This window comes from cf. Phormidesmis sp. LEGE 11477 (assembly GCF_015207105.1).
Classification (GTDB): domain Bacteria; phylum Cyanobacteriota; class Cyanobacteriia; order Phormidesmidales; family Phormidesmidaceae; genus Phormidesmis.
On record NZ_JADEXO010000060.1, the window covers coordinates 1 to 18797 of the forward strand.

General features: G+C 49.5%; 19 protein-coding genes and 1 tRNA gene. 14 read left to right on the forward strand and 6 right to left on the reverse strand.

Annotation, left to right across the window (positions count from 1 at the left end):
• Positions 1-115: 115 nt before the first annotated feature.
• From IQ256_RS16700 to IQ256_RS16720, 5 genes are all read right to left on the reverse strand, one after another.
• On the reverse strand, positions 116-970 hold the full coding sequence (locus tag IQ256_RS16700) for a hypothetical protein (protein WP_228024976.1): 855 nt from the start codon (positions 968-970) through the stop codon (positions 116-118).
• A gap of 673 nt (positions 971-1643) precedes the next feature.
• Entirely contained in the window at positions 1644-2027 is a 384-nt protein-coding gene (locus IQ256_RS16705; protein WP_193856684.1) for a type II toxin-antitoxin system VapC family toxin, read from the reverse strand.
• Positions 2028-2267 (reverse strand): DUF2281 domain-containing protein, encoded by a 240-nt coding sequence (locus IQ256_RS16710; protein WP_193856685.1) that lies wholly within the window; start codon positions 2265-2267, stop codon positions 2028-2030.
• Positions 2268-2471: 204 nt separating this feature from the next.
• Positions 2472-2870: an ACP S-malonyltransferase gene (locus IQ256_RS16715; protein WP_193856686.1), complete on the reverse strand. Its 399-nt coding sequence runs from the start codon at positions 2868-2870 to the stop codon at positions 2472-2474.
• Complete coding sequence (locus tag IQ256_RS16720) at positions 2867-3244, reverse strand: DUF433 domain-containing protein (RefSeq protein ID WP_193856687.1); 378 nt, start codon at positions 3242-3244, stop codon at positions 2867-2869. The genes IQ256_RS16715 and IQ256_RS16720 overlap by 4 nt, the downstream gene beginning before the upstream one ends.
• A 278-nt stretch (positions 3245-3522) precedes the next feature.
• Here IQ256_RS16720 and IQ256_RS16725 point away from each other — a divergent pair, with 278 nt between their 5' ends.
• The 9 genes from IQ256_RS16725 to IQ256_RS16765 all read left to right on the forward strand — a co-directional run bounded on the left by IQ256_RS16725 (position 3523) and on the right by IQ256_RS16765 (position 13337).
• Positions 3523-4281: an aspartate/glutamate racemase family protein gene (locus tag IQ256_RS16725; RefSeq protein ID WP_193856688.1), complete on the forward strand. Its 759-nt coding sequence runs from the start codon at positions 3523-3525 to the stop codon at positions 4279-4281.
• Positions 4282-4399: 118 nt separating this feature from the next.
• Positions 4400-5524 carry an NAD(P)/FAD-dependent oxidoreductase gene (locus IQ256_RS16730; RefSeq protein WP_193856689.1) on the forward strand — a complete coding sequence of 375 codons (1125 nt, stop codon included), beginning with the start codon at positions 4400-4402 and terminating at the stop codon, positions 5522-5524.
• A gap of 33 nt (positions 5525-5557) precedes the next feature.
• Positions 5558-7228 (forward strand): nucleoside recognition domain-containing protein, encoded by a 1671-nt coding sequence (locus tag IQ256_RS16735; protein ID WP_193856690.1) that lies wholly within the window; start codon positions 5558-5560, stop codon positions 7226-7228.
• Positions 7229-7327: 99 nt separating this feature from the next.
• Positions 7328-8323, forward strand: coding sequence for a GTP-binding protein (locus IQ256_RS16740; RefSeq protein ID WP_228024977.1), 996 nt, complete (start codon positions 7328-7330; stop codon positions 8321-8323).
• Positions 8311-9396 (forward strand): WD40 repeat domain-containing protein, encoded by a 1086-nt coding sequence (locus IQ256_RS16745; protein ID WP_370623469.1) that lies wholly within the window; start codon positions 8311-8313, stop codon positions 9394-9396. The genes IQ256_RS16740 and IQ256_RS16745 overlap by 13 nt, the downstream gene beginning before the upstream one ends.
• Before the next feature lie 481 nt (positions 9397-9877).
• Positions 9878-10870 carry a porphobilinogen synthase gene (gene hemB / locus IQ256_RS16750; RefSeq protein ID WP_228024981.1) on the forward strand — a complete coding sequence of 331 codons (993 nt, stop codon included), beginning with the start codon at positions 9878-9880 and terminating at the stop codon, positions 10868-10870.
• Positions 10867-11664 (forward strand): GTP-binding protein, encoded by a 798-nt coding sequence (locus IQ256_RS16755; RefSeq protein ID WP_193856692.1) that lies wholly within the window; start codon positions 10867-10869, stop codon positions 11662-11664. The genes hemB and IQ256_RS16755 overlap by 4 nt, the downstream gene beginning before the upstream one ends.
• Positions 11661-12488: a metallophosphoesterase gene (locus tag IQ256_RS16760; protein WP_193856693.1), complete on the forward strand. Its 828-nt coding sequence runs from the start codon at positions 11661-11663 to the stop codon at positions 12486-12488. Before IQ256_RS16755 ends, IQ256_RS16760 begins: the two co-directional genes overlap by 4 nt.
• Positions 12489-12548: 60 nt before the next feature.
• A complete protein-coding gene (locus IQ256_RS16765) occupies positions 12549-13337 on the forward strand; it encodes a metallophosphatase (RefSeq protein ID WP_193856694.1) in 789 nt (262 codons plus the stop codon).
• 16 nt (positions 13338-13353) lie between these two features.
• Here IQ256_RS16765 and IQ256_RS16770 read toward each other — a convergent pair.
• Positions 13354-13426: transfer RNA gene (locus IQ256_RS16770), tRNA-His, on the reverse strand.
• Positions 13427-13842: 416 nt separating this feature from the next.
• Here IQ256_RS16770 and IQ256_RS16775 point away from each other — a divergent pair.
• The 5 genes from IQ256_RS16775 (at position 13843) to IQ256_RS16795 (ending at position 18770) form a co-directional block, all read left to right on the forward strand.
• Positions 13843-14727, forward strand: coding sequence for a sirohydrochlorin chelatase (locus IQ256_RS16775; RefSeq protein ID WP_193856695.1), 885 nt, complete (start codon positions 13843-13845; stop codon positions 14725-14727).
• 105 nt (positions 14728-14832) lie between these two features.
• Positions 14833-15693, forward strand: coding sequence for a uroporphyrinogen-III C-methyltransferase (gene cobA / locus IQ256_RS16780; protein WP_370623470.1), 861 nt, complete (start codon positions 14833-14835; stop codon positions 15691-15693).
• Positions 15694-16632 (forward strand): RluA family pseudouridine synthase, encoded by a 939-nt coding sequence (locus tag IQ256_RS16785; protein WP_193856696.1) that lies wholly within the window; start codon positions 15694-15696, stop codon positions 16630-16632.
• A 67-nt stretch (positions 16633-16699) separates the two neighbouring features.
• Positions 16700-17326, forward strand: coding sequence for a restriction endonuclease subunit R (locus IQ256_RS16790; RefSeq protein ID WP_193856697.1), 627 nt, complete (start codon positions 16700-16702; stop codon positions 17324-17326).
• 154 nt (positions 17327-17480) lie between these two features.
• The gene (locus IQ256_RS16795; RefSeq protein WP_193856698.1) at positions 17481-18770 is read left to right on the forward strand and encodes a LuxR C-terminal-related transcriptional regulator; all 1290 of its coding nucleotides are present in this window, start codon (positions 17481-17483) and stop codon (positions 18768-18770) included.
• Positions 18771-18797 lie beyond the last annotated feature (27 nt).

The window sequence follows — 18797 nt, forward strand, 5'->3', positions numbered from 1 at the left end:
AAGATAGCCAACAACAAGTACAACAGTTGATGATGCTCAATCGGGGGAAAATTGAATATTATCTGAGGGGGCAGAAAGCTATGATGGCCGTCCTACAAACCTTGTAGCCTTTGTGTCACCCCCTTAGGAGAAAGCCATACTTTTTTGGAGGATTTCTTTTATATTGGTCCACTAAATCTTGAAGTACTTCAGGATGGTTAAGAAGAATATGCTTCAACTCACGCTTCGTGATTCTTCTTCTTTTTCCTGCCTCATCCTTCCAAGAATCGCCAATGATTTCATTTACGCGATTACGTAAATCTTCGTTATGAGCGCAAGCTCTATCAATATCATCCCAACCATTTGCTATGGGGAGATCATTTAGAATTTCACAAGGAATCAACACTGTAGGGCGGTTATTGCCAGGAATAGCTGGCAGGAGAAATTTTGTTCTGCGCGCTTTCACTTGACAAGTATTTAAATTAAGTTTTTTGGCAACTCGCTCTGAGTAGTTTAATAAGTCTATGAGGATTATATGAATCGCCATATCGCTGATTCGATCAGCACCAATATTTTCTTCAATAAGTCCAACCAGTTCAAAAATGACTGGGTCGGTTATGCCTGCTTGTATAATTTCCCATGCCGTATTTGTTAGATTAAGTGCAATTCCTGATCCGATACCGCTACCTGAAGTACCCTCTGTTGAGTAACCTAAAGACACGAATGGCAGTTCTGGAAATATTAATTGTTTGTGAGCAGCACGAAAAAACCTATCACCAGAATGTTTTGTTGCCTTCAAAAGATGAACGATTTTCGTAAAGTGGGTCTTGAAATTGAGATATGAGTTCTCAAGCTCCGGTACTTTCGTACTTTCAAGCAGATGTGGATCAACATAAAATTTTGAGTCAAGATCTATAAATCCATTAAACACGCCCTCTTGTTTTAGAGCTTCCTCATAAACCCCAAAAACCTCACTTATTTTTTCAGGCATAAAACTTCTACCAGTACTGCCAATAGTTTAGCGCTCTAAGTTAAAGGCAGTATAAATATCCTAATACTGACTTTTCAGTCAATCACTAATGTTATCGGAGCAATAAGCCTGACCCGTACTTGAGGTGACTTAACTCTATATCCAGTGTCAGCGTTGACACATAAGATCCATATTTCCAGACATTATCCGTTACTTTTAAGTAGTAATATCCTCATCTACAGAACTTATAGGCAACTTTTGACGTATGATTCCAGGAATCCAGGGTGTTAACTGTCGCAGCTTCTGTCTGACCTACTCAGAGCCTTTCCCTTGGGTCGCTTCCCAAACAGATTTGTCCTGTAACGTTGTGGTGTAACTACTCAGGCTCTATATATAGTTTTCAACAATGCTAAAAGCGCTACCAGTAGTGGTTAGATGTCTGATTGTTCTAAATAAAACTACAGAAATTCTCAATAGTCCTTAAATATCTCGACTTATTGAGAATTGTTTTTTCGGAAGAATTGGCTGAAACTTCGATATGACAGGCTTAGACAGGTTTTCATGTACCCCCTGAGTAGTTACGTTGTGGTTTAATTAGATAGTGTTGGCCTGCGCCATACCGTTGAGTCGCGGTGATGAATTCTAGTGAAGCTTCCCAAGCAAGGCACAGATGCCTTGCTAGCCACTTAGCTCATCACCATATCGGGTCAATGGCATAGGCATTAAAGGCGGAATCGGCAGTAATGATGAACAAAGAGCAATTCATCGCTTGAGAAACCAAGATGCGATCAAAGGGATCACGATGGTGAAGGGGAAGACGTAGATAAGTTTCGGTATCTGCGAATGTAACTGGCAAAATTTCAATAGAAAGCCTCGAAAGTAACGCTTCTAGCTCATGAAATGAGTTATCTAGAGTGAGTTTACCCAGCCCCATTTTGATTGAGATTTCCCAAAGGCTAGCGATGCTGAAATAAAGGCTTTGACTAGGATCTTCTAGAATGCCTGCGGCCTTTGGGCTAAGCTGATCGCTCGCCTGAATGTACCAGAGAAAAGCATAGGTATCTATCAGGAACTTCATTCACATATACGCTTGAAAGTCATCTAGAGGCGCATCAAAGTCATCGGTAATCCAGATTTTGTCTTTCCAAATGCCTAACCCACCTCGCTTGTTTGATAGTGTTTCTGATACTGACTCAAGCTGAATTGAGTCCTGCTGGTTAGTTCGGTTGACTAAAAATTCTGTATACAGGAACACTGCCTGCTGCATAGCTTTAGGCAACTTTTTAAGGTTATTTAGGATGGATGATTCGAGAGTCATAAGGAGGGATCTCCATTGCTATCTACTTAAGTTTAAGCGGTTCCCAGAGATGAGCTTCATCACCTCGTCATTTCCCAGTCATGGATTTGAATTGCTTGACCTGAATGCAGTGACCATGAAGACCTCTTCTGCGATCGCGTTTTCAATACTGTTGGCCTAGTCATGACGCTGGTTATAGCTCGTGCAGAATATCCCTTTAGCTGATTACGATGGAATAAAGACACGTCTTGCGCCGCAATAGCTATCGAGACTGAGGGCAATTTCAACTAGGCTTTCGACGCATCTCCCTCGGTATTCGGGATCGCTGAGTAGTCGATCAGCGTTGCCAATAGTGACAACAGGCAACGATTCCGCTACGTTTTCCTCTCGCATTACTTGTTCTAGCGAGTCTTTGCCCTTCATACTTCGATTGGCTGTGAGCAGAACCATTTGATTTTTCTGAGCCAAACACCAAACTACCCTATCATCACTGTCAGTCGGTAAATCTAGTTCATCGAATGTGACGAACTGGATGGGTACGATATCAAGCCAACCCTGACTAGCGATCGCACCGAAGAAAACTAAAGCATGACCTTTAAGATTGTGGTCGATTAGACAAATCATACTGCTGACTGACGCTTGGCTTTAGCTGCCTGCAGTCTTTCCCAGGCATCTTCAGTTCCTGGCTTGGGGGGCTGTAAAGCAATTTGAGTAATTCGTTCACGGTTCTGTTCTTCGTAGTACTGCCGAAGTTCTTCAGCCTCTCGGATAACCTGTTTATATTCAGCTTCTACTTCAGCAGTGTTGGTCTCAATGTACGCTAGAGCAGCGTTGATTTGATCCTCTGTCAGCTCGAATAACCCCTGGATAAACTTAGACGGGTATCCAGCTAAAACGTAGTCCATTACATCGTAGAGAGTGATGCGGGTGCTTGCAATTGTTAGCCCTCTCTCTGTGCGGACAATCGCTGATTGATGAGCAGGGCTGGGGGTCACCATGGCATTACTTTCTCAAATCCGCTTTTATAGTAGCTCAAACGCATATAAATCAAATGTTTGACCACTCAATTAGTCAGCTATCTAGCACGTCTATAGGTTTGAACTGTCCGACATGAATGCAGTGACCATGAAGACCTCTTCTACGATCGCCTTTCGCTGCGAGCACAGCAGCAGCACGCATTCTAGTCTATGTTGAGGCAGACGTTTAACGACGTTGCTGAATGGTCAGCCAACGCCGAACGCGATCGCACTCAAGATATTTCGCCCCATTCTCTCTTATGTCTCCACCGACTTGCCATATCAAAATCATCAATAGCAACACATGCCAGGCCATGACGACCAATATCAATGCCTCGGCCCAAAGCGCTAAATTTCCGGGTACTGAGATTGTGACGGTGCAGCCCCAGCGCGGCCCTGAATCTGTTGAAAGTTTTTATGATGAATATTTGGCCATTCCCGGCATTTTAGAACAGATTATTCTGGATCGTGATTCTGATGCCTTTATTCTGGCCTGTTGGGGAGATCCAGGCATTGAGGCAGCCCGCGAGATTACGACTAAGCCCGTTATCGGTATTTCTGAAGCCAGTCTGTATGTGGCCAATATGTTGGCAGCCAAGTGGAGTGTTGTAACGACGCTTCACCGAACACGGGACATGGTAGAAAAAACAATTGTCAAAACAGGTCTCACAGAACGTTGCGCCTCTGTCAGAACAACAAAGCTATCGGTGCTTGAGACAGAACAAGATCGAGCAAACACTCTAGACGTATTGACTGAAGCTAGTCAGCTAGCGATTCAAGCAGATGGTGCTGAGGCTATTTGTTTGGGGTGCGCTGGCATGAGTGGCTTAGAACAAGAATTAGAAAACCGTTTGGGCGTGCCAGTGATTGATGCTGTTGCAGCGGCGGTCAAAATGGCAGAATCTTTGGTGAGCCTAGGGAAAACTACTAGCAAGCAACTGACCTATCGCTCACCAGAACGAAAGCAGATTAAAGGATATCCGTCCCATTATCAAGCTGAGAATTTTCCCCGATCATGAGCGCGATGGGTCCAAATTCCTTATCGGTCTAACCCTCTAATCATGATCCGACAACCCCTAGACAAAAAGATTGATAATGATTATCATTCTTAAATTCTCGTCATTTAGGTAAACCAGAGTGAGCTTTTCCCAAACGGATCTGTCCTATGACGTTGTGATTGTCGGTGCGGGAGCCGCCGGTATCGGCTGTGGTGTCGTACTCAAAGAGCTGGGGCTAGAGCGCTTTACGATTCTGGAAAGACATCAGGTTGGAGCCTCCTTTAGCCGCTGGCCTGAGGAGATGCACCTGATTACGCCTTCATTTCCCAGCCATGGCTTTGGACTGCTCGATCTGAATGCGGTGACTTTGAAAACCTCACCGGCAGTTGCCTTTCGACGAGAGCACATCAGCGGTAAACAGTACGCCCTGTACCTGCAAACCGTTGCCGATCACTTTGAGCTACCTATTCGGACTGGCGTGGATGTCCAGACCGTAGAGCCGCTGCCTCAGGGAGGCTTCAAGCTGCAGACTGCTGACAGAGTCATTCGCACTCGGTTTGTCATCTGGGCCGCTGGAGAGTACCAATATCCGCGTCTGCATCCCTTTTTAGGGGCAGAGCACTGCATCCACAACGCCCAGATTCGATCGTGGGCAAAGCTGGAGGGTGACGAATTTATCATCATTGGGGGCTACGAAAGCGGTATAGACGCTGCTGCTAATCTCGTGGCGATGGGTAAGAAAGTGGGTGTGCTCGATCGCGATGGAGCCTGGGCTAATCCTGACACCGACCCTAGTGTTGCCCTTTCTCCCTACACGCTACAGCGATTGGAGTTTATCTACCGCACCGGGCGTCTGGATATCGTCGGTGACGCTGATATTGAAGAAGTCAAATCCATCCCTGGTGGCTACGCGGTTTACAGCGAATATCACAAGTGGACGACCGCCTATCCTCCCATTCTTTGCACCGGTTTTGACACCAGTTTGAAACAGATTGCGCCCCTCTTCGACTGGTCGAAGGGCTATGCCGCGCTGACCGAAGACGACGAATCTACCCTCACCCCTGGTCTTTTTGTCTCTGGGCCTTCCGTGCGTCACGAGGATTTGATTTTTTGCTTTATCTACAAGTTTCGCCAGCGTTTTGCGGTGATCGCCCATGCGATCGCCCAGCGCCTCGATCTCGACCCTACCCCTCTCGATGCCTACCGCCAGGCTGGACTCTTCCTCGACGATCTCTCCTGCTGTAGCAACGATTGCATCTGCTAGTGAGGTTCAGAAATTAGTGAGGCTCAGAATGTCATGGCTCGACCCAATCAGCGCACTTGCACCCAGCGCACACCCCAGCGCACTATTGTTCTCATCGGTAAAGAGAGTACCGGCAAATCTGCCTTAGCGGCGGCCCTCACCGGTCAATGTCCCACCAGTACTAACATTCAAGGTTCAACAATTGCTTGCGATCGCTATCAGACAGAAGACAATCTCCTAATCGATACCCCAGGCATTCTCTTTCGTTCCGACACCGCCACCACCCGAGCAGCCCTAGCCCAACTCCAGGCTCATGACACCGCTCATGACATCATCGTGCTGTTGGTCAAAGCGACCCATATCGATGATGACTTGGCCGACTTGTTGCCGTTAGTTGCCGGGAAGCAAGGGGTGGTGGTGGCTACCTTTTGGGATAAAGTCAGGGTTTCTGAGCTTGCTCAGCAGATCGTGAGCCGTTGGGAACATGCTGCCCAGGTGGGGTTTATTCCTGTGGATGCTCGCCATCTAAGCTCGGATCAGCGCCAACAGATTCTAGGGGCGTTCCAGACGCCGACTGTTTTTCCAACAAAGTGGCGTCCGATTCTGGCAGGACAGTGCATTGAACCTCATCCCACCTGGCTAGAACATCCGCGCTGGGGCTGGTTGTTGGCTGTGCTGTTGTTGTTGTTGCCTGCTGCCTTTGCTGTTGGTGTGGCCAATGGTGTGGCCGGAGTGCTAGATCCCCTTGTACAGGCTGGATTAGCTCCTCTAATCGCGGTTCTGTCCCAGACGCCATCGCTGCTGCGAGAGATTTTGATTGGCCGCTATGGCCTAGTCACTATGGGACCGCTGTTGTTTGTCTGGGCAGTGCCCACGGTGGTTTTGTACGCTCTGCTTTTGGGCGCTTACAAGGCAAGTGGATTGGTGGAACGCATTACCGTAGCGCTAGATCCACTCCTCAGACCTTTTGGTCTATCCGGGCGAGATTTGGTGCGGGTGATTATGGGGTTTGGCTGCAATGTGCCCGCTGTGATCAGTACTCGGGCCTGTTCTAGCTGTTCTCGGCATACCTGTGTGAGTGCGATCGCCTTTGGCTCTGCCTGTTCCTATCAGTTTGGAGCCACTCTAGGGGTTTTCAGCGCGGCCAATTTGCCGGGGTTAGTGGTGCCCTATCTGGGCTATTTAACTCTAACCACCTTGATCTACACCCGCCTGATTTCGCCCAAAGCCGCCCGCTCGGTCCACAATACCTTGATGATCGAACGGCGCACCTTTTTAGAAATTCCCCACTGGTCTACTATCTGGCGCGAAACCCAAGGTACCCTTCACCAGTTTTTGACCAATGCGATTCCTATCTTTTTAGTCATTACGGTGACTGCCTCGGTACTAGATTGGTTCGGCCTCATCACCGCTCTAGCAGCATGGATTAACCCTCTGATGGGGCTGTTTGGTCTACCCCCAGAAGCGGCTATCCCGGTCATTCTGGCCTCAATTCGCAAAGACGGACTGCTACTTTTTGCCGAACCAGACACCTTAGCCGTACTCACGCCTCTGCAAGTTTTGACGGGTGTGTACCTAGCCGGGGTGTTGCTGCCCTGCCTGGTCACCGCCCTCACCATCGCCCGCGAACAGTCGGTGAGATTTGCGGTGGGATTGATGGTCAGACAGGCGATCGCCGCGATCACGTTTTCAATGCTATTGGCCTGGGGCGGACACTGGCTGTAACCATCTCTCACAACCCAGGATGTTGCGCTCTTGATACTGCATTTCACCATGCTTATTATATGATAACGATTATCATACTCAAATTGCCGGGATAGTCCTATGACAAATACAATGCTTGCTGAGCCTGCGCCAGATACGATGCCAGATACGATGCCAGTGACCGTCCTGACCGGCTACTTAGGAGCGGGGAAAACAACGCTGCTCAACCGCATTCTCACCCACGAGCATGGCAAAAAAGTGGCCGTTATTGTCAATGAGTTTGGTGAAGTAGGCATCGACAATCAGCTTGTTATTGATGCTGATGAAGAGATTTTTGAAATGAACAACGGCTGCATTTGCTGCAGTGTGCGCGGCGATCTCATTCGCATCATTGGCAACCTGATGAAGCGCCGCGACAAGTTCGACCATCTGGTGATCGAAACCACCGGACTAGCCGACCCGGCCCCCGTCATTCAGACCTTTTTCGTCGATGAAGATATGAAGGATCAAATCAGCCTAGATGCTGTGGTGACTATGGTCGATGCTAGGCACATACATCAGCACTGGGAAGCCGAAGAAGCACAGGAGCAAATTGCCTTTGCCGACGTGATTTTGCTCAATAAAACCGATTTGGCGAGTGATGCAGAGCTAGCTGAGCTAGAAGCTAAAATTCGCGGGATGAATGCCATGGCAAAGCTGTATCGCACTCAAGATGCTGCCGTGGATATGGATGATGTGCTAGGCGTACAGGCGTTTGATTTGACCCGTGCGCTGGAAATTGATCCTGATTTCTTGGGTGAAGATGCCCATGAGCACGATGAAACCGTAGGCTCTGTTGCGCTAGTCGAGTCGGGTGAAATCGATGGACAAAAGCTCAACAACTGGCTGAGCCAGCTACTGCAGACGCAAGGCCCGGACATTTTTCGGATGAAAGGAATCTTGAATATTCAGGGAGAAGATCAGCGGTTTGTGTTTCAAGGGGTGCATATGCTGTTTGACGGACGACCTGACCGTCCGTGGAAGCCAGAGGAAACTCGTAAAAATGAGCTGGTCTTTATCGGTCGGAATTTAGATGCGGATCGGCTCAAAGAGGATTTTCGGGCGTGCCTAGTTTGAAAAAGTCTTCCTTTTTGTCGCTGAGCTGGAAAGGGCAACTGCAAGACTATGTGACGGCAATGGACTGGTCGCCTGATGGGAAGTGGCTGGCGATCGCCTCCGGCTCCAGCGAAGTCATATTGTTGAATATCCCTAAGAAACAAACTATTACCATTGGGCCATCAGGCAGTGAATCAATTGACTGCTTGGGATTTTCCTATGATGGTCAATTTTTGGCGGCTGGGGGGCAAAACGGTCAAGTAAAGGTGTGGCGACTGCCAAAAAACTTGACAACAGATTCAACGCCGCCAACGCTTGTAAAAGTGCTAGAACACACTCGAACCTGGGTAGATCATCTGGCCTGGAGTCCTATGCGAAATGAACTGGCTTTTAGCTTAGGGCGCTGCGTTCAGGTTTGGGATATGGTGCGTGAAGAAATAGTAACAACGCTGCCGTTTGAAGCATCTTCTGTGTTGGATTTAGCGTGGCATCCTGACGGCAATCAGCTGGCGCTTAGCGGCCACTTGGCTGTCAAAATTTGGTCACGCTCCAATTGGGATGATGATCCAAAGGTGCAAGAGCTTGCGGCAGCGGGGATGGCGATCGCGATCTCCGCCGACGGCCAATATCTCGCTTCAGGCAATCTCGACAACTCGCTCGTGGTGTGGGAGTGGGAGAGCCCCTACCCTTGGCGCATGACCGGTTTCCCTAGCAAAGTGCGTCACCTGGCTTGGGCAGGTGCTCGGTCATCAGCGCCAGCCATTGCAGCTGCCAGTGGAGCAATCCTGGCCGTTTGGCGTAAGCTACCTGCTACCGAAGCCGGTTGGACCTCACGAGCTTTTGATCTGCACCAAAAGAATATTACAGCGCTAGCCTTTCAACCCGGTAGCTCACTGCTTGCCTCTGCCGCTGAAGATGGCAAAGTTATTCTTTGGCATAAAGCAAAAGAACTTAGCCAAATTTTAGACGGCGCGGATCAAGGATTTTCAGCATTGGCTTGGAACCCCAAAGGCAAATTGCTCGCGGCAGGCGGAGCACAAGGAGAATGGCGAGTTTGGGCCCAGAGCAGTCACGGTAAGGGCTTTCTTCGCTAAAAACGTGCCGCTGAGTACTTAGGAGTGCCTAGTTGAGCACAGCTTAAGGACTGGGTTTACAACCTCCTGAAGCTCACCTCGGACACTGGCACCTCTGTTAGCCAGCTTTAGTGCAAAGAACTCGATTGCTCACCGATTGAAACTGTTATTACAATTTTGAGCCAGCTTGGCCAGCAGTACAAAATCCACAAAGCGCTGGATGACGTTGGGCCGAGATCCTAGGACAAAGCAGCGTCAGCTAGAGAAAATAATCTAGAAGCCAGAGTGAGCAAGCGCAATTTATTTGTGCAATATTTTGATAATGATAATCATTTTCGTAAAATAATGATAGGCTATTGGCGTTCATTTAAAGATTGCCTAGTCAGAGATGAATCCTATTCCAGCCCCGTTAGTCTCTTCCCCGAGCCAATCTGTCGAAATAGATGACTCGAACGCTAGCGCAAGTTCGACTGATTCTGTCAGTTCTGATTCTATTGGCCTAATGCATCGCCCGCGTCGGCTACGGCGAACGGCTGGACTGCGTCGAATGGTACAAGAAACGGTGCTGAGCGCCGCTGATTTTATCTATCCGCTGTTTGTCATGGAAGGCGAAGGGCAAAAAGAAGCTATTCCTTCGATGCCTGATTGCTTTCGCTACTCTCTAGATCTGTTGCTAGAAGAGGCAAAAGCTGCGAGCGATTTGGGCATTGGGGCGATCGCACTCTTTCCCCTCATTCCTGATGAGCAAAAAGACAATGCCGGCACTGAAAGCTATAACCCGGAAGGGTTGATTCCTCGGGCGGTGCGATCGCTCAAGCAAGCGGTACCCGAACTGCTCATCATCACCGACGTAGCCCTCGATCCCTACAGCAGTGAAGGTCACGATGGCATTGTAGAAAATGGTCGAATTCTAAACGACGAAACGGTTGCAGTCCTCGCTAAGCAAGCGCTGGTACAGGCTGAAGCAGGTGCTGATTTTGTGGCCCCCTCAGATATGATGGATGGTCGAGTCGGCGAAATTCGCAAAGCACTCGACTTGGCTGGATGGATCAATGTGGGCATTCTCGCTTACTCAGCCAAATACGCATCGGCTTACTATGGCCCCTTCCGGGATGCGCTTGAGTCTGCACCTAAATTTGGCGATAAGAAAACTTATCAAATGGATGCGGCCAATGCGAGAGAAGCCATTAAAGAGATTGAACTAGATATTGCAGAAGGGGCAGATATCATCATGGTGAAGCCTGCGCTGGCGTACTTAGACATTATCTGTCGCATCAAGCAGCACACCCATGTGCCGGTAGCGGCCTACAACGTCAGCGGCGAATACGCCATGATTAAAGCCGCTGCCCAGCAGGGCTGGATCGACGAGCAAACCGTGATGCTAGAGACCCTAACCAGCATCAAACGGGCCGGGGCAGATATGATTTTGACCTATTTCGCCAAGGAGACAGCGCTGTTGCTTGCCGCTAACAAAAAATCTGGGAAGGCCAAATGAACATTACTTTAGTCGCTGGCCCACCAGGAATTGGGAAAACAACTTGGATTAATCAGTTTCTCTCTACCTCTAAGCAGCCACTATTTTATCTCTGTCCGGCAGCGGGAACAGAAGCGGTGGATCGACTGCGCGTCGGCTATCACTTTCCAGAGGTAACGGTGGTAGAAGATACTCAAGCAGCAGCTCTACTGATGAATTTGCCTGACCAAGCGCAGATTTATATAGAGCTGGGATTTCACCTTGACTTAGCCGCACTGCCTTTCAACCAACTGCCCTGTCGTAAGGTGGCGATTGTTCCGCCTGAGCTAGCGCAATTAACAGAACAATCAGAATGGCACGATTGGGCTGATGAGCTGGTCGCAGGCAACAAAATTCAGGTTCCTCATCCGAATTGTTTTCCTGAAACTCGACGTATGCCGCTCACAGGGCAGGTGTTTGACCCGCCGAGTTTGGATGAGCTATTGACTGAAATCACGGGCGGCGCTTACGGTCAGGTGATTCGCTTAAAGGGCATTTTCGAGATGCCGGATGGGCAAGCCTTTGATATTGACTTTGTAGAAGGGCTGCCGGGGATTGAATATACCGAACTGAAACTGCCGCGATCGCTCAAAGGAAGACCTACCCGTCCAAGTAGCCTAGAAGTAGTTGGGTATGATTTTCAGCAAAAAACGATGGCCGAAGCGCTAGGCGTATCTTGCCTATCAGATGAGCTGATAGCCCAGTATCAGCGGCAGTACCGACAACAATATAAAACAACTGATCTAACTAATAACGCAGAGGAGAATGTGGCATGAAACTTGCAGTTATTTCCTGTATCCACGGTAACGCTGAGGCGCTAGATGCAGTCCTGGCTGACATTGACACGCAAAGAGCAGAAGAGATTTATTGCTTAGGTGATTTGGTGGGCTATGGCCCTTACCCCAATGAGGTTGTAGAGAAAATTCGCTCGCTCGCTATTCCCTCCTGCCAGGGCTGCTGGGATGAAGACATTGTTGATGGCTTGAACGCCTGTGAGTGTAGCTATCCATCACAACTTGCCGAATACCGGGGTCGACTGGCCCATGAGTGGACAGATAGAGAAATTCATCCTGAAGTACGTGAATATTTGGCTACGCTGCCTCTAACGTTGAAGAAAGACAATCTCTGTTTTGTACACGGTAGCCCGAACAGTCAGCATGAGTATCTGCTACCAAGCATGGATGGCTTTGCTGCATTAGAAAGAGTGCTGTCTGCCGATGCGGACGTGCTGTTTTGTGGTCATACCCATGTCCCTTATGAGAGAAAGCTGGAAAATGCAGCGCTGTCGGTGAAAGTAGGTACGGCAGAGAGTGGTGATCGCGCGCAACAGCTTCAGGAGCAACAGTTTCAGGTGCCGCTGAAGCGGGTTATCAATGCTGGCTCTGTGGGCGAACCCCGTCACGGTAGACCCAATGCCACTTACGTCATTTACAACACTGACACAGCCGAAGTTACGTTCAGGGAAGTCACCTATAACTACGAGAAAACCTGTCAAGCGATTGTTGAAAAAGGATTGCCGCCCATTTTTGCTTGGCGGTTGGCTAAGGGCATGGAGTTTGCTGAACGCGCAGATGACCCGAGCCACGTATGTGAGCGTTAGCAGCCAGTATAAAAGGCCAAGCCAGTATCAAAGGCCAATATGAGAGGATAAAAGAAACCCGTGAAGTGGGCAATTTTGAGTGGCATTGAGGGCAATCTGACAGCCTACGAAGCAGTGTTAAAAGACCTGCGGCAACTCCGTCAGCCAGTGACAGAGCTTTACATTCTAGGCGATGTAATTGGCCTAAGCGGCAACAACCTAAAAAACAACAACTTGCAAGACGACAGCCTACAAAACGACAATGAGGCAGTCATTCGGCGGCTGCGGCATCCCGGCGTAGGACAGCTAAAGCCCCAGGTGTGCGTGGGCTGGTGGGAAGAGCAGTGTTTTAGCTTACATGGGCTCAGTGGCTTGCCAGATGCCCCAGAGCTGATGGCAGCGGTAGGGGGCGATGGCGTCAAGGCCCTGTGGGATTCTGTGTCCCGTAAATCGGTGCAGTGGTTGCGATCGCAGCACTTTGGCTTCTATGAGCTAGACTGCTTGCTGATTCACGGCAGCATGGCGAGCTATGCCGATGAGCTAACGCCCGAGACACCTGCTATTGAACTGTGCGATCGCCTGATTCGAGCCGATGCTAACCATCTCTTCTGCGGACGCTCAGGCCGTACCTTTGAGTGCTGGGTCAACCCCAACCAACTACACTCTACCGTCACCACCCTAGACGGGCCTCAACCAACTCAAGACCAAAGCAAAACGCCTCGGCGTATCGTGGGTGTAGGCTCAGTCGGGCGCACGCCAGGACAGGCAACCTACACCTTATACAGCCCAGGCAGTAACCAGCTCTCGTTTAGAACCGTGAACTACGGACAGGCAAAAAAGGGGAAAGCAAAAGGGTTTGGCTTTCCTTAGGTTTGACTTAAAAGAGGGCGAACGACGGGACTTGAACCCGCGAATGGTGGAATCACAATCCACTGCCTTAACCACTTGGCCACGCTCGCCATAATCGGCCCTCAGTATAGCATTGCTTTTCGATCAAACTCTACTTTTTTGAAGCTTTCATATTTTCATGCGATCTTTTTGCTACTTCATCTCAAACGGTTTGAGCGACGAGACTACTCTACACAAAGCAATAATTAAAGCAGAAAGGGTGACCCACTCTATCAGATTGGGACTCACGCTATCAGGTTAGTAAGACCGCCGCTGTAGCGCTGTGTATTTAGCGTTGATCGCCGAAGCGCTGGCTATGGACGCCAAAGCGCTGGCTGCGGACGTGGAAAGAAAAAGTAAAAATGAAACCTCTGATACATCACTTTGTAAATTAAATCTTCAATAATTTATATTCATAGGCCAGGGCTTTGAAAAATCGATATCAATAAGGCTAGGCATCTATATCTATTACATACAGGGGCATGTTTTGAAACCAGTCGTTGCATCAACTGCATACTTACTTATCTCGCACGGTAGCCGCGATCCTCGGCCTCAAGAGGCGATGAATCGACTGGCAGATTTGGTGCGATCGCAGCTAGAATCCGCTCTAAGACGAAATCCCAGAGAGTTGGATACTGCCGAATTAGCAGATAGCCCGACAGATGACCTAGCGTTTGATCAGCAAGCAGCTACCACTCAAAGCGCCACTTCTCTGCTGACTAGGCCACGTACAGATAAGCTGACTCAGGTCAGCTCAGAAGTGATTGTCGGTACCGCCTGTTTAGAGCTAGCGACGCTGCCGCTGAGCGAGCAAATCTACGAATTTGGGCGACGGCTGCGGGCGGCGGGGATAAAAGAGCTGAAGCTGATACCTGTCTTCTTGATGTCTGGTGTGCATGTGATGGAAGATATTCCTCAAGAGATAGAAACAGCGAAGAAGCTGCTAGAAGAGTCTTTGCAGCTAACGTTATGTCCTCATCTAGGCAGCCACGAAGATATCGCTTTGGTGTTAGGGGATCGGTTGAGTTCGGTAGAGGCAGAAGGTGCTGTGTTAGTGGCGCATGGTAGTCGAAGAAAGAAGGGAAATAGGGCGATTCAGGAGCTAACTAGACGGATCGATCCAAAGGTGAAGGTGGCTTATTGGGCAACACCGCCTGATATCGAGACGCAGGTGATTGAGCTAATGCAGCAGGGCTGTCAGCGGCTGACGATTTTGCCCTACTTTTTGTTCTCAGGCGGCATTACCGATGCGATCGCGCACCGCACCGAAGAGCTAGCTGAACGCTTTCCAAAAATACAATTCCGACTGCTGCCGACGCTAGGGGCAACTGAGGAGCTCGCCGATCTGATTGTCAATATTGTCAGTACCTAAAAGGTTAACGGATAATAGAAGATCTGCGGAGCGTATCATAGATGGCAACTTGCCTAGAGTAAGTTTGTTTAACTGTGCCTAGCCGCCACCACGTCACTGCTGACTATGCCTTCTAATTTTTTGAACTCAACTACTTCGCCGCTAGTGGAATATCCGCCGATGCAGCAGCCGATTGGCAAAGTCTATCTAGTAGGCGCAGGCCCAGGCGATCCAGGGCTGATGACCGTAAAGGCAAAGACGCTGATAGAGTGCGCTGATGTCGTGGTGTTTGATGCGCTGGTGAGTCAGCCAATTTTGAACTGGATCAATCCTAGGGCTGAACGAATCCACGCGGGTAAAAGGCGAGGCCGGCATTCGATGTCTCAAGCGCAGATTACTCAGGTGCTGTTACAAAAGGCTCATGAGCAGGCGGTTGTCGTCCGTCTAAAAGGGGGCGATCCGTTTGTATTTGGTCGCGGCGGCGAAGAGATGAGCGATCTGATGGTAGCAGGTGTGCCAGTAGAGGTGGTGCCGGGAATTACAGCCGGGATCGCGGCCCCTGCCTACGCTGGGATTCCGGTAACGCATCGAGGCTATAGCTCTTCGGTAACGTTTGTTACTGGACACGAATCGGCAGGCAAGTATCGACCCGATGTCAACTGGAGCGCGATCGCCCAGTCTTCAGAAACGATTGTCGTCTATATGGGCGTACACAATCTGCCGAATATTACCCAGGCACTCATAGAAGCAGGGCTATCGAAGACGACCGCTGTCGCCCTAGTGCGTTGGGGAACAAGGCCAGAACAAGAGCAGCTCATTGGCACGCTAGACGATATTGTAGAGCAGGTTGCACGAACTGGATTTCAAGCGCCGGCGATCGCTGTAATTGGTAAGGTGGTCGAGCTACAGCCACTCTTAGCACCCGCCTCTCCGATGAATAGCGAGCACTGGGAGGCGGTAAATGATGCGGTCAATAAAGAACGATGAATGAGCAAGCAGTTGAACGAGCGAACAGTTGAAGCAGAGGTGCCAGAGCGTTTAGACCGATGGCTAGCAGATCATGTCGAGGCGCTCTCTCGCAACCGGGTGCAGCAGTTAATAGCGCAGGGCGCAGTGTCGGTAAATGGCCAGGTGTGCGATCGCAAGAAAGAGCTAGTAGCAGCGGGCGATCGCATTGTCTTCACCGTTCCAGAAACGCAGCCGTACGAACTCACTCCTGAAGATATTCCGCTCGATATTCTCTATGAAGACGATCAGCTATTGATCGTCAATAAACCGGCGGGTATGGTCGTTCATCCCGCGCCGGGTCATGCGACCGGGACACTAGTTCATGCCTTGCTCTTTCACTGTGGCGAGCAGCTGACGGGCGTGGGCGGCGTGCAGCGCCCAGGTATTGTGCATCGACTAGACAAGAACACCACTGGCGCGATCGTGGTCGCTAAAACTGAAATTGCGCTACATAGCCTACAGCAACAGATTCAAGCAAAAACTGCTCAGCGCGAATATCTGGGCATTGTCAACGGCGCTCCAAAAGCAGAACAGGGCACTATCAACCAGCCAATTGGTCGCCATCCCAAGCATCGCAAGAAGATGTCGATTCTGCCGATAGAAGCAGGCGGACGGATCGCCATCACCCACTGGAAGAGCGTAGAGCGACTAGGCAACTACACGCTGATGCACTTTCAGCTAGAAACAGGCCGCACCCATCAGATTAGGGTTCACAGTACCCATTTAGGATTGCCAATCATTGGCGATCCAGACTATGGATCAGGCAAGTTTCCTGGTGTGAGGTTGCCAGGGCAAGCGCTGCACGCCTTTCGGCTAACGCTCAGCCATCCGATATCGCAGGCGGTCGTGTCGGCGCAAGCACCGCTGCCGCAAAAGTGGGAGCAGCTATTGGCTCAGTTGCGATCGCGCCAGCGCTAAAATATCAGTAGCTAACCGCTCACAAGCTAACCGCTCACAATCCAATCACTAATTGAGGGACGCACGCATGATTCAAACCGTTCCCGCTAGTAAAATTACGCTTTACGACTTAGAAAAGACGTTTCAGCTAGAACAAGCCGAGGACACCTCATTCTTTGAAGAATGGCAGGCAGATCTACCCGAAATTACCGACATAGAGCAGCAGAGATTAGAGAGAATTCAAGCCGCCGTTGCCAATTTAGAAAAACGGTCAGTTAGAGAAAATACCGTCAAGCTAGCTGTCTTAGCGCCGCTGATCGACTTATCAGGACTATTCCTACCACCTTTCTACGTCAGCACTGAAGAGTCCATCAACATTGAAGCAACAGATGGCGAGCTGGTGATTCAAGGGCGCATTGATATTCTTGTGCTAAAAGAAGAGCTATGGCTGCTGGTGATTGAATCTAAGCGCACGACTTTTTCACCGCAGGCTGGCATTCCGCAGGTACTGTCCTACATGCTAGCTGCACCGACGAAAGACCGTCCGGTCTACGGGCTAGTGACGAATGGAATTGATTTTGTGTTCTTAAAACTAGCGTTTGACCAGGGGCCTCGATACGGCAGATCGCGCCAGTTTGTTCTTGGACAAGACCAGGACTTAGCGCGGGTTCTAAAAATCATGAAGCATCTAGCCTATCTCTTGAGCAACTCCTGATTGAGCATCTGAGTGCAGATGACTTTGAATACAGATGATCGCTTACTCTTTGTAGCAAGTTAGCGAATTAAGTCCTCGTATTAGAGGCTACAGTCGCTGTGACTGCTTTTGAAGTTTGATGTATGGTGATGTAAAGCCTATGTCCAGTGTCTGAATGCCTGTATCTGATATTGCATCCCGCCAAAGTTTGGATGCGTCTAGGCTGCTGTTTGATCTTAAGCGCTGTGGTGAGCTAGTAAATCGCTTTACCGGATGTCTAGATGCAGAGGCGATCGCCACTTGCACTACCGACGGTCTGATCGATCTTTTTGGCTGTGCCTTCGCCAGGATTTGGCTAATCGAAGCCGATCGCAAAGCCCTGCGTCTGGTTGCTTCTGCGGGCCTGTATACCCGGTTGGATGGCTCGTTTGCGCGGGTGCCGATGGGCGCTTTTAAAGTTGGAAAAATTGCCCAGCACTGCATTCCATTTTTGAGCAATGCGCTTTCTGAAGAAAACTGGGTGAAAGATAGAGAATGGGCAATTAAGAACAGAATTCAAGGATTTGCTGGCCTGCCGCTGATCGCTCAAAATCAGTCAATTGGAGTATTAGCCATCTTCAGCCACAGCGTGATGGCACCTGAGCTGCTAGAGGTGTTTCAAATGCTGAGCCTATCGGTTGCAGGAGCCTTAGCTAGTGCGCTGAATCACCAAGAGGCGGTCCGGTCAGCGCAGTTTCAAACACAGGCTCAAAAGCGACTTTCTCCTATTTACCTATCCGAGCAGATAGCGGCTATTTTAGGCCCGCAGAAGCTAAGCCTATTGGGCGTAGAACATCCACTAGACCCAAACATCAGCCAGATACTAATTCAAGTAGTCAGGCATCTGACTCAGCACGCTTGTCAGTACTGTCGTTTGGTCTATGAGAGAGAGTATGTTGTGCTAGAAGCCATGCTATTGGTCGAAGTGAGGGATGATGTGATTGAGAAAAACGGTCAATCGCTCTCGCCTTTGGGCAAGGAACTCAGGCTTTTGAGCAAAGAACTCAGAGCGCTCTCTGTTGAAATCGAACGCTGGGGAGGAAGGGTACAAGTCAAAATAGACAAAGGTAGAACGGTAGCAGAAGCGCGATGGCAAATACCGCAGTCGTCAGGACCCCTAATAGAACGCCCTTCTGAACCAACGTTTGAGAATGCCATGCCTTTGAACAACATCCCTCCTTCAAGTCATGCTCCTTTTGACTCATCCCTTTTCTCTAAACCGACGTTGACCGAGTCGCCTTTGTCTATCAGAGAGCAGGAAGTGATTATTCTATTGGCTCAGGGGCTGCGCGATCGCGAGATCTCAAAGCAGCTATCTATTAGCGAACGCACTGTCAAATTCCATACCAAAAACATGTTGGGAAAGCTAGGCGTCAAGACTCGAACCCAGGCAGTTTTTAGGGCTACTAAACAAGGCTGGCTGTAAAATTGTCAACGACTCAAAGGCCAGAAA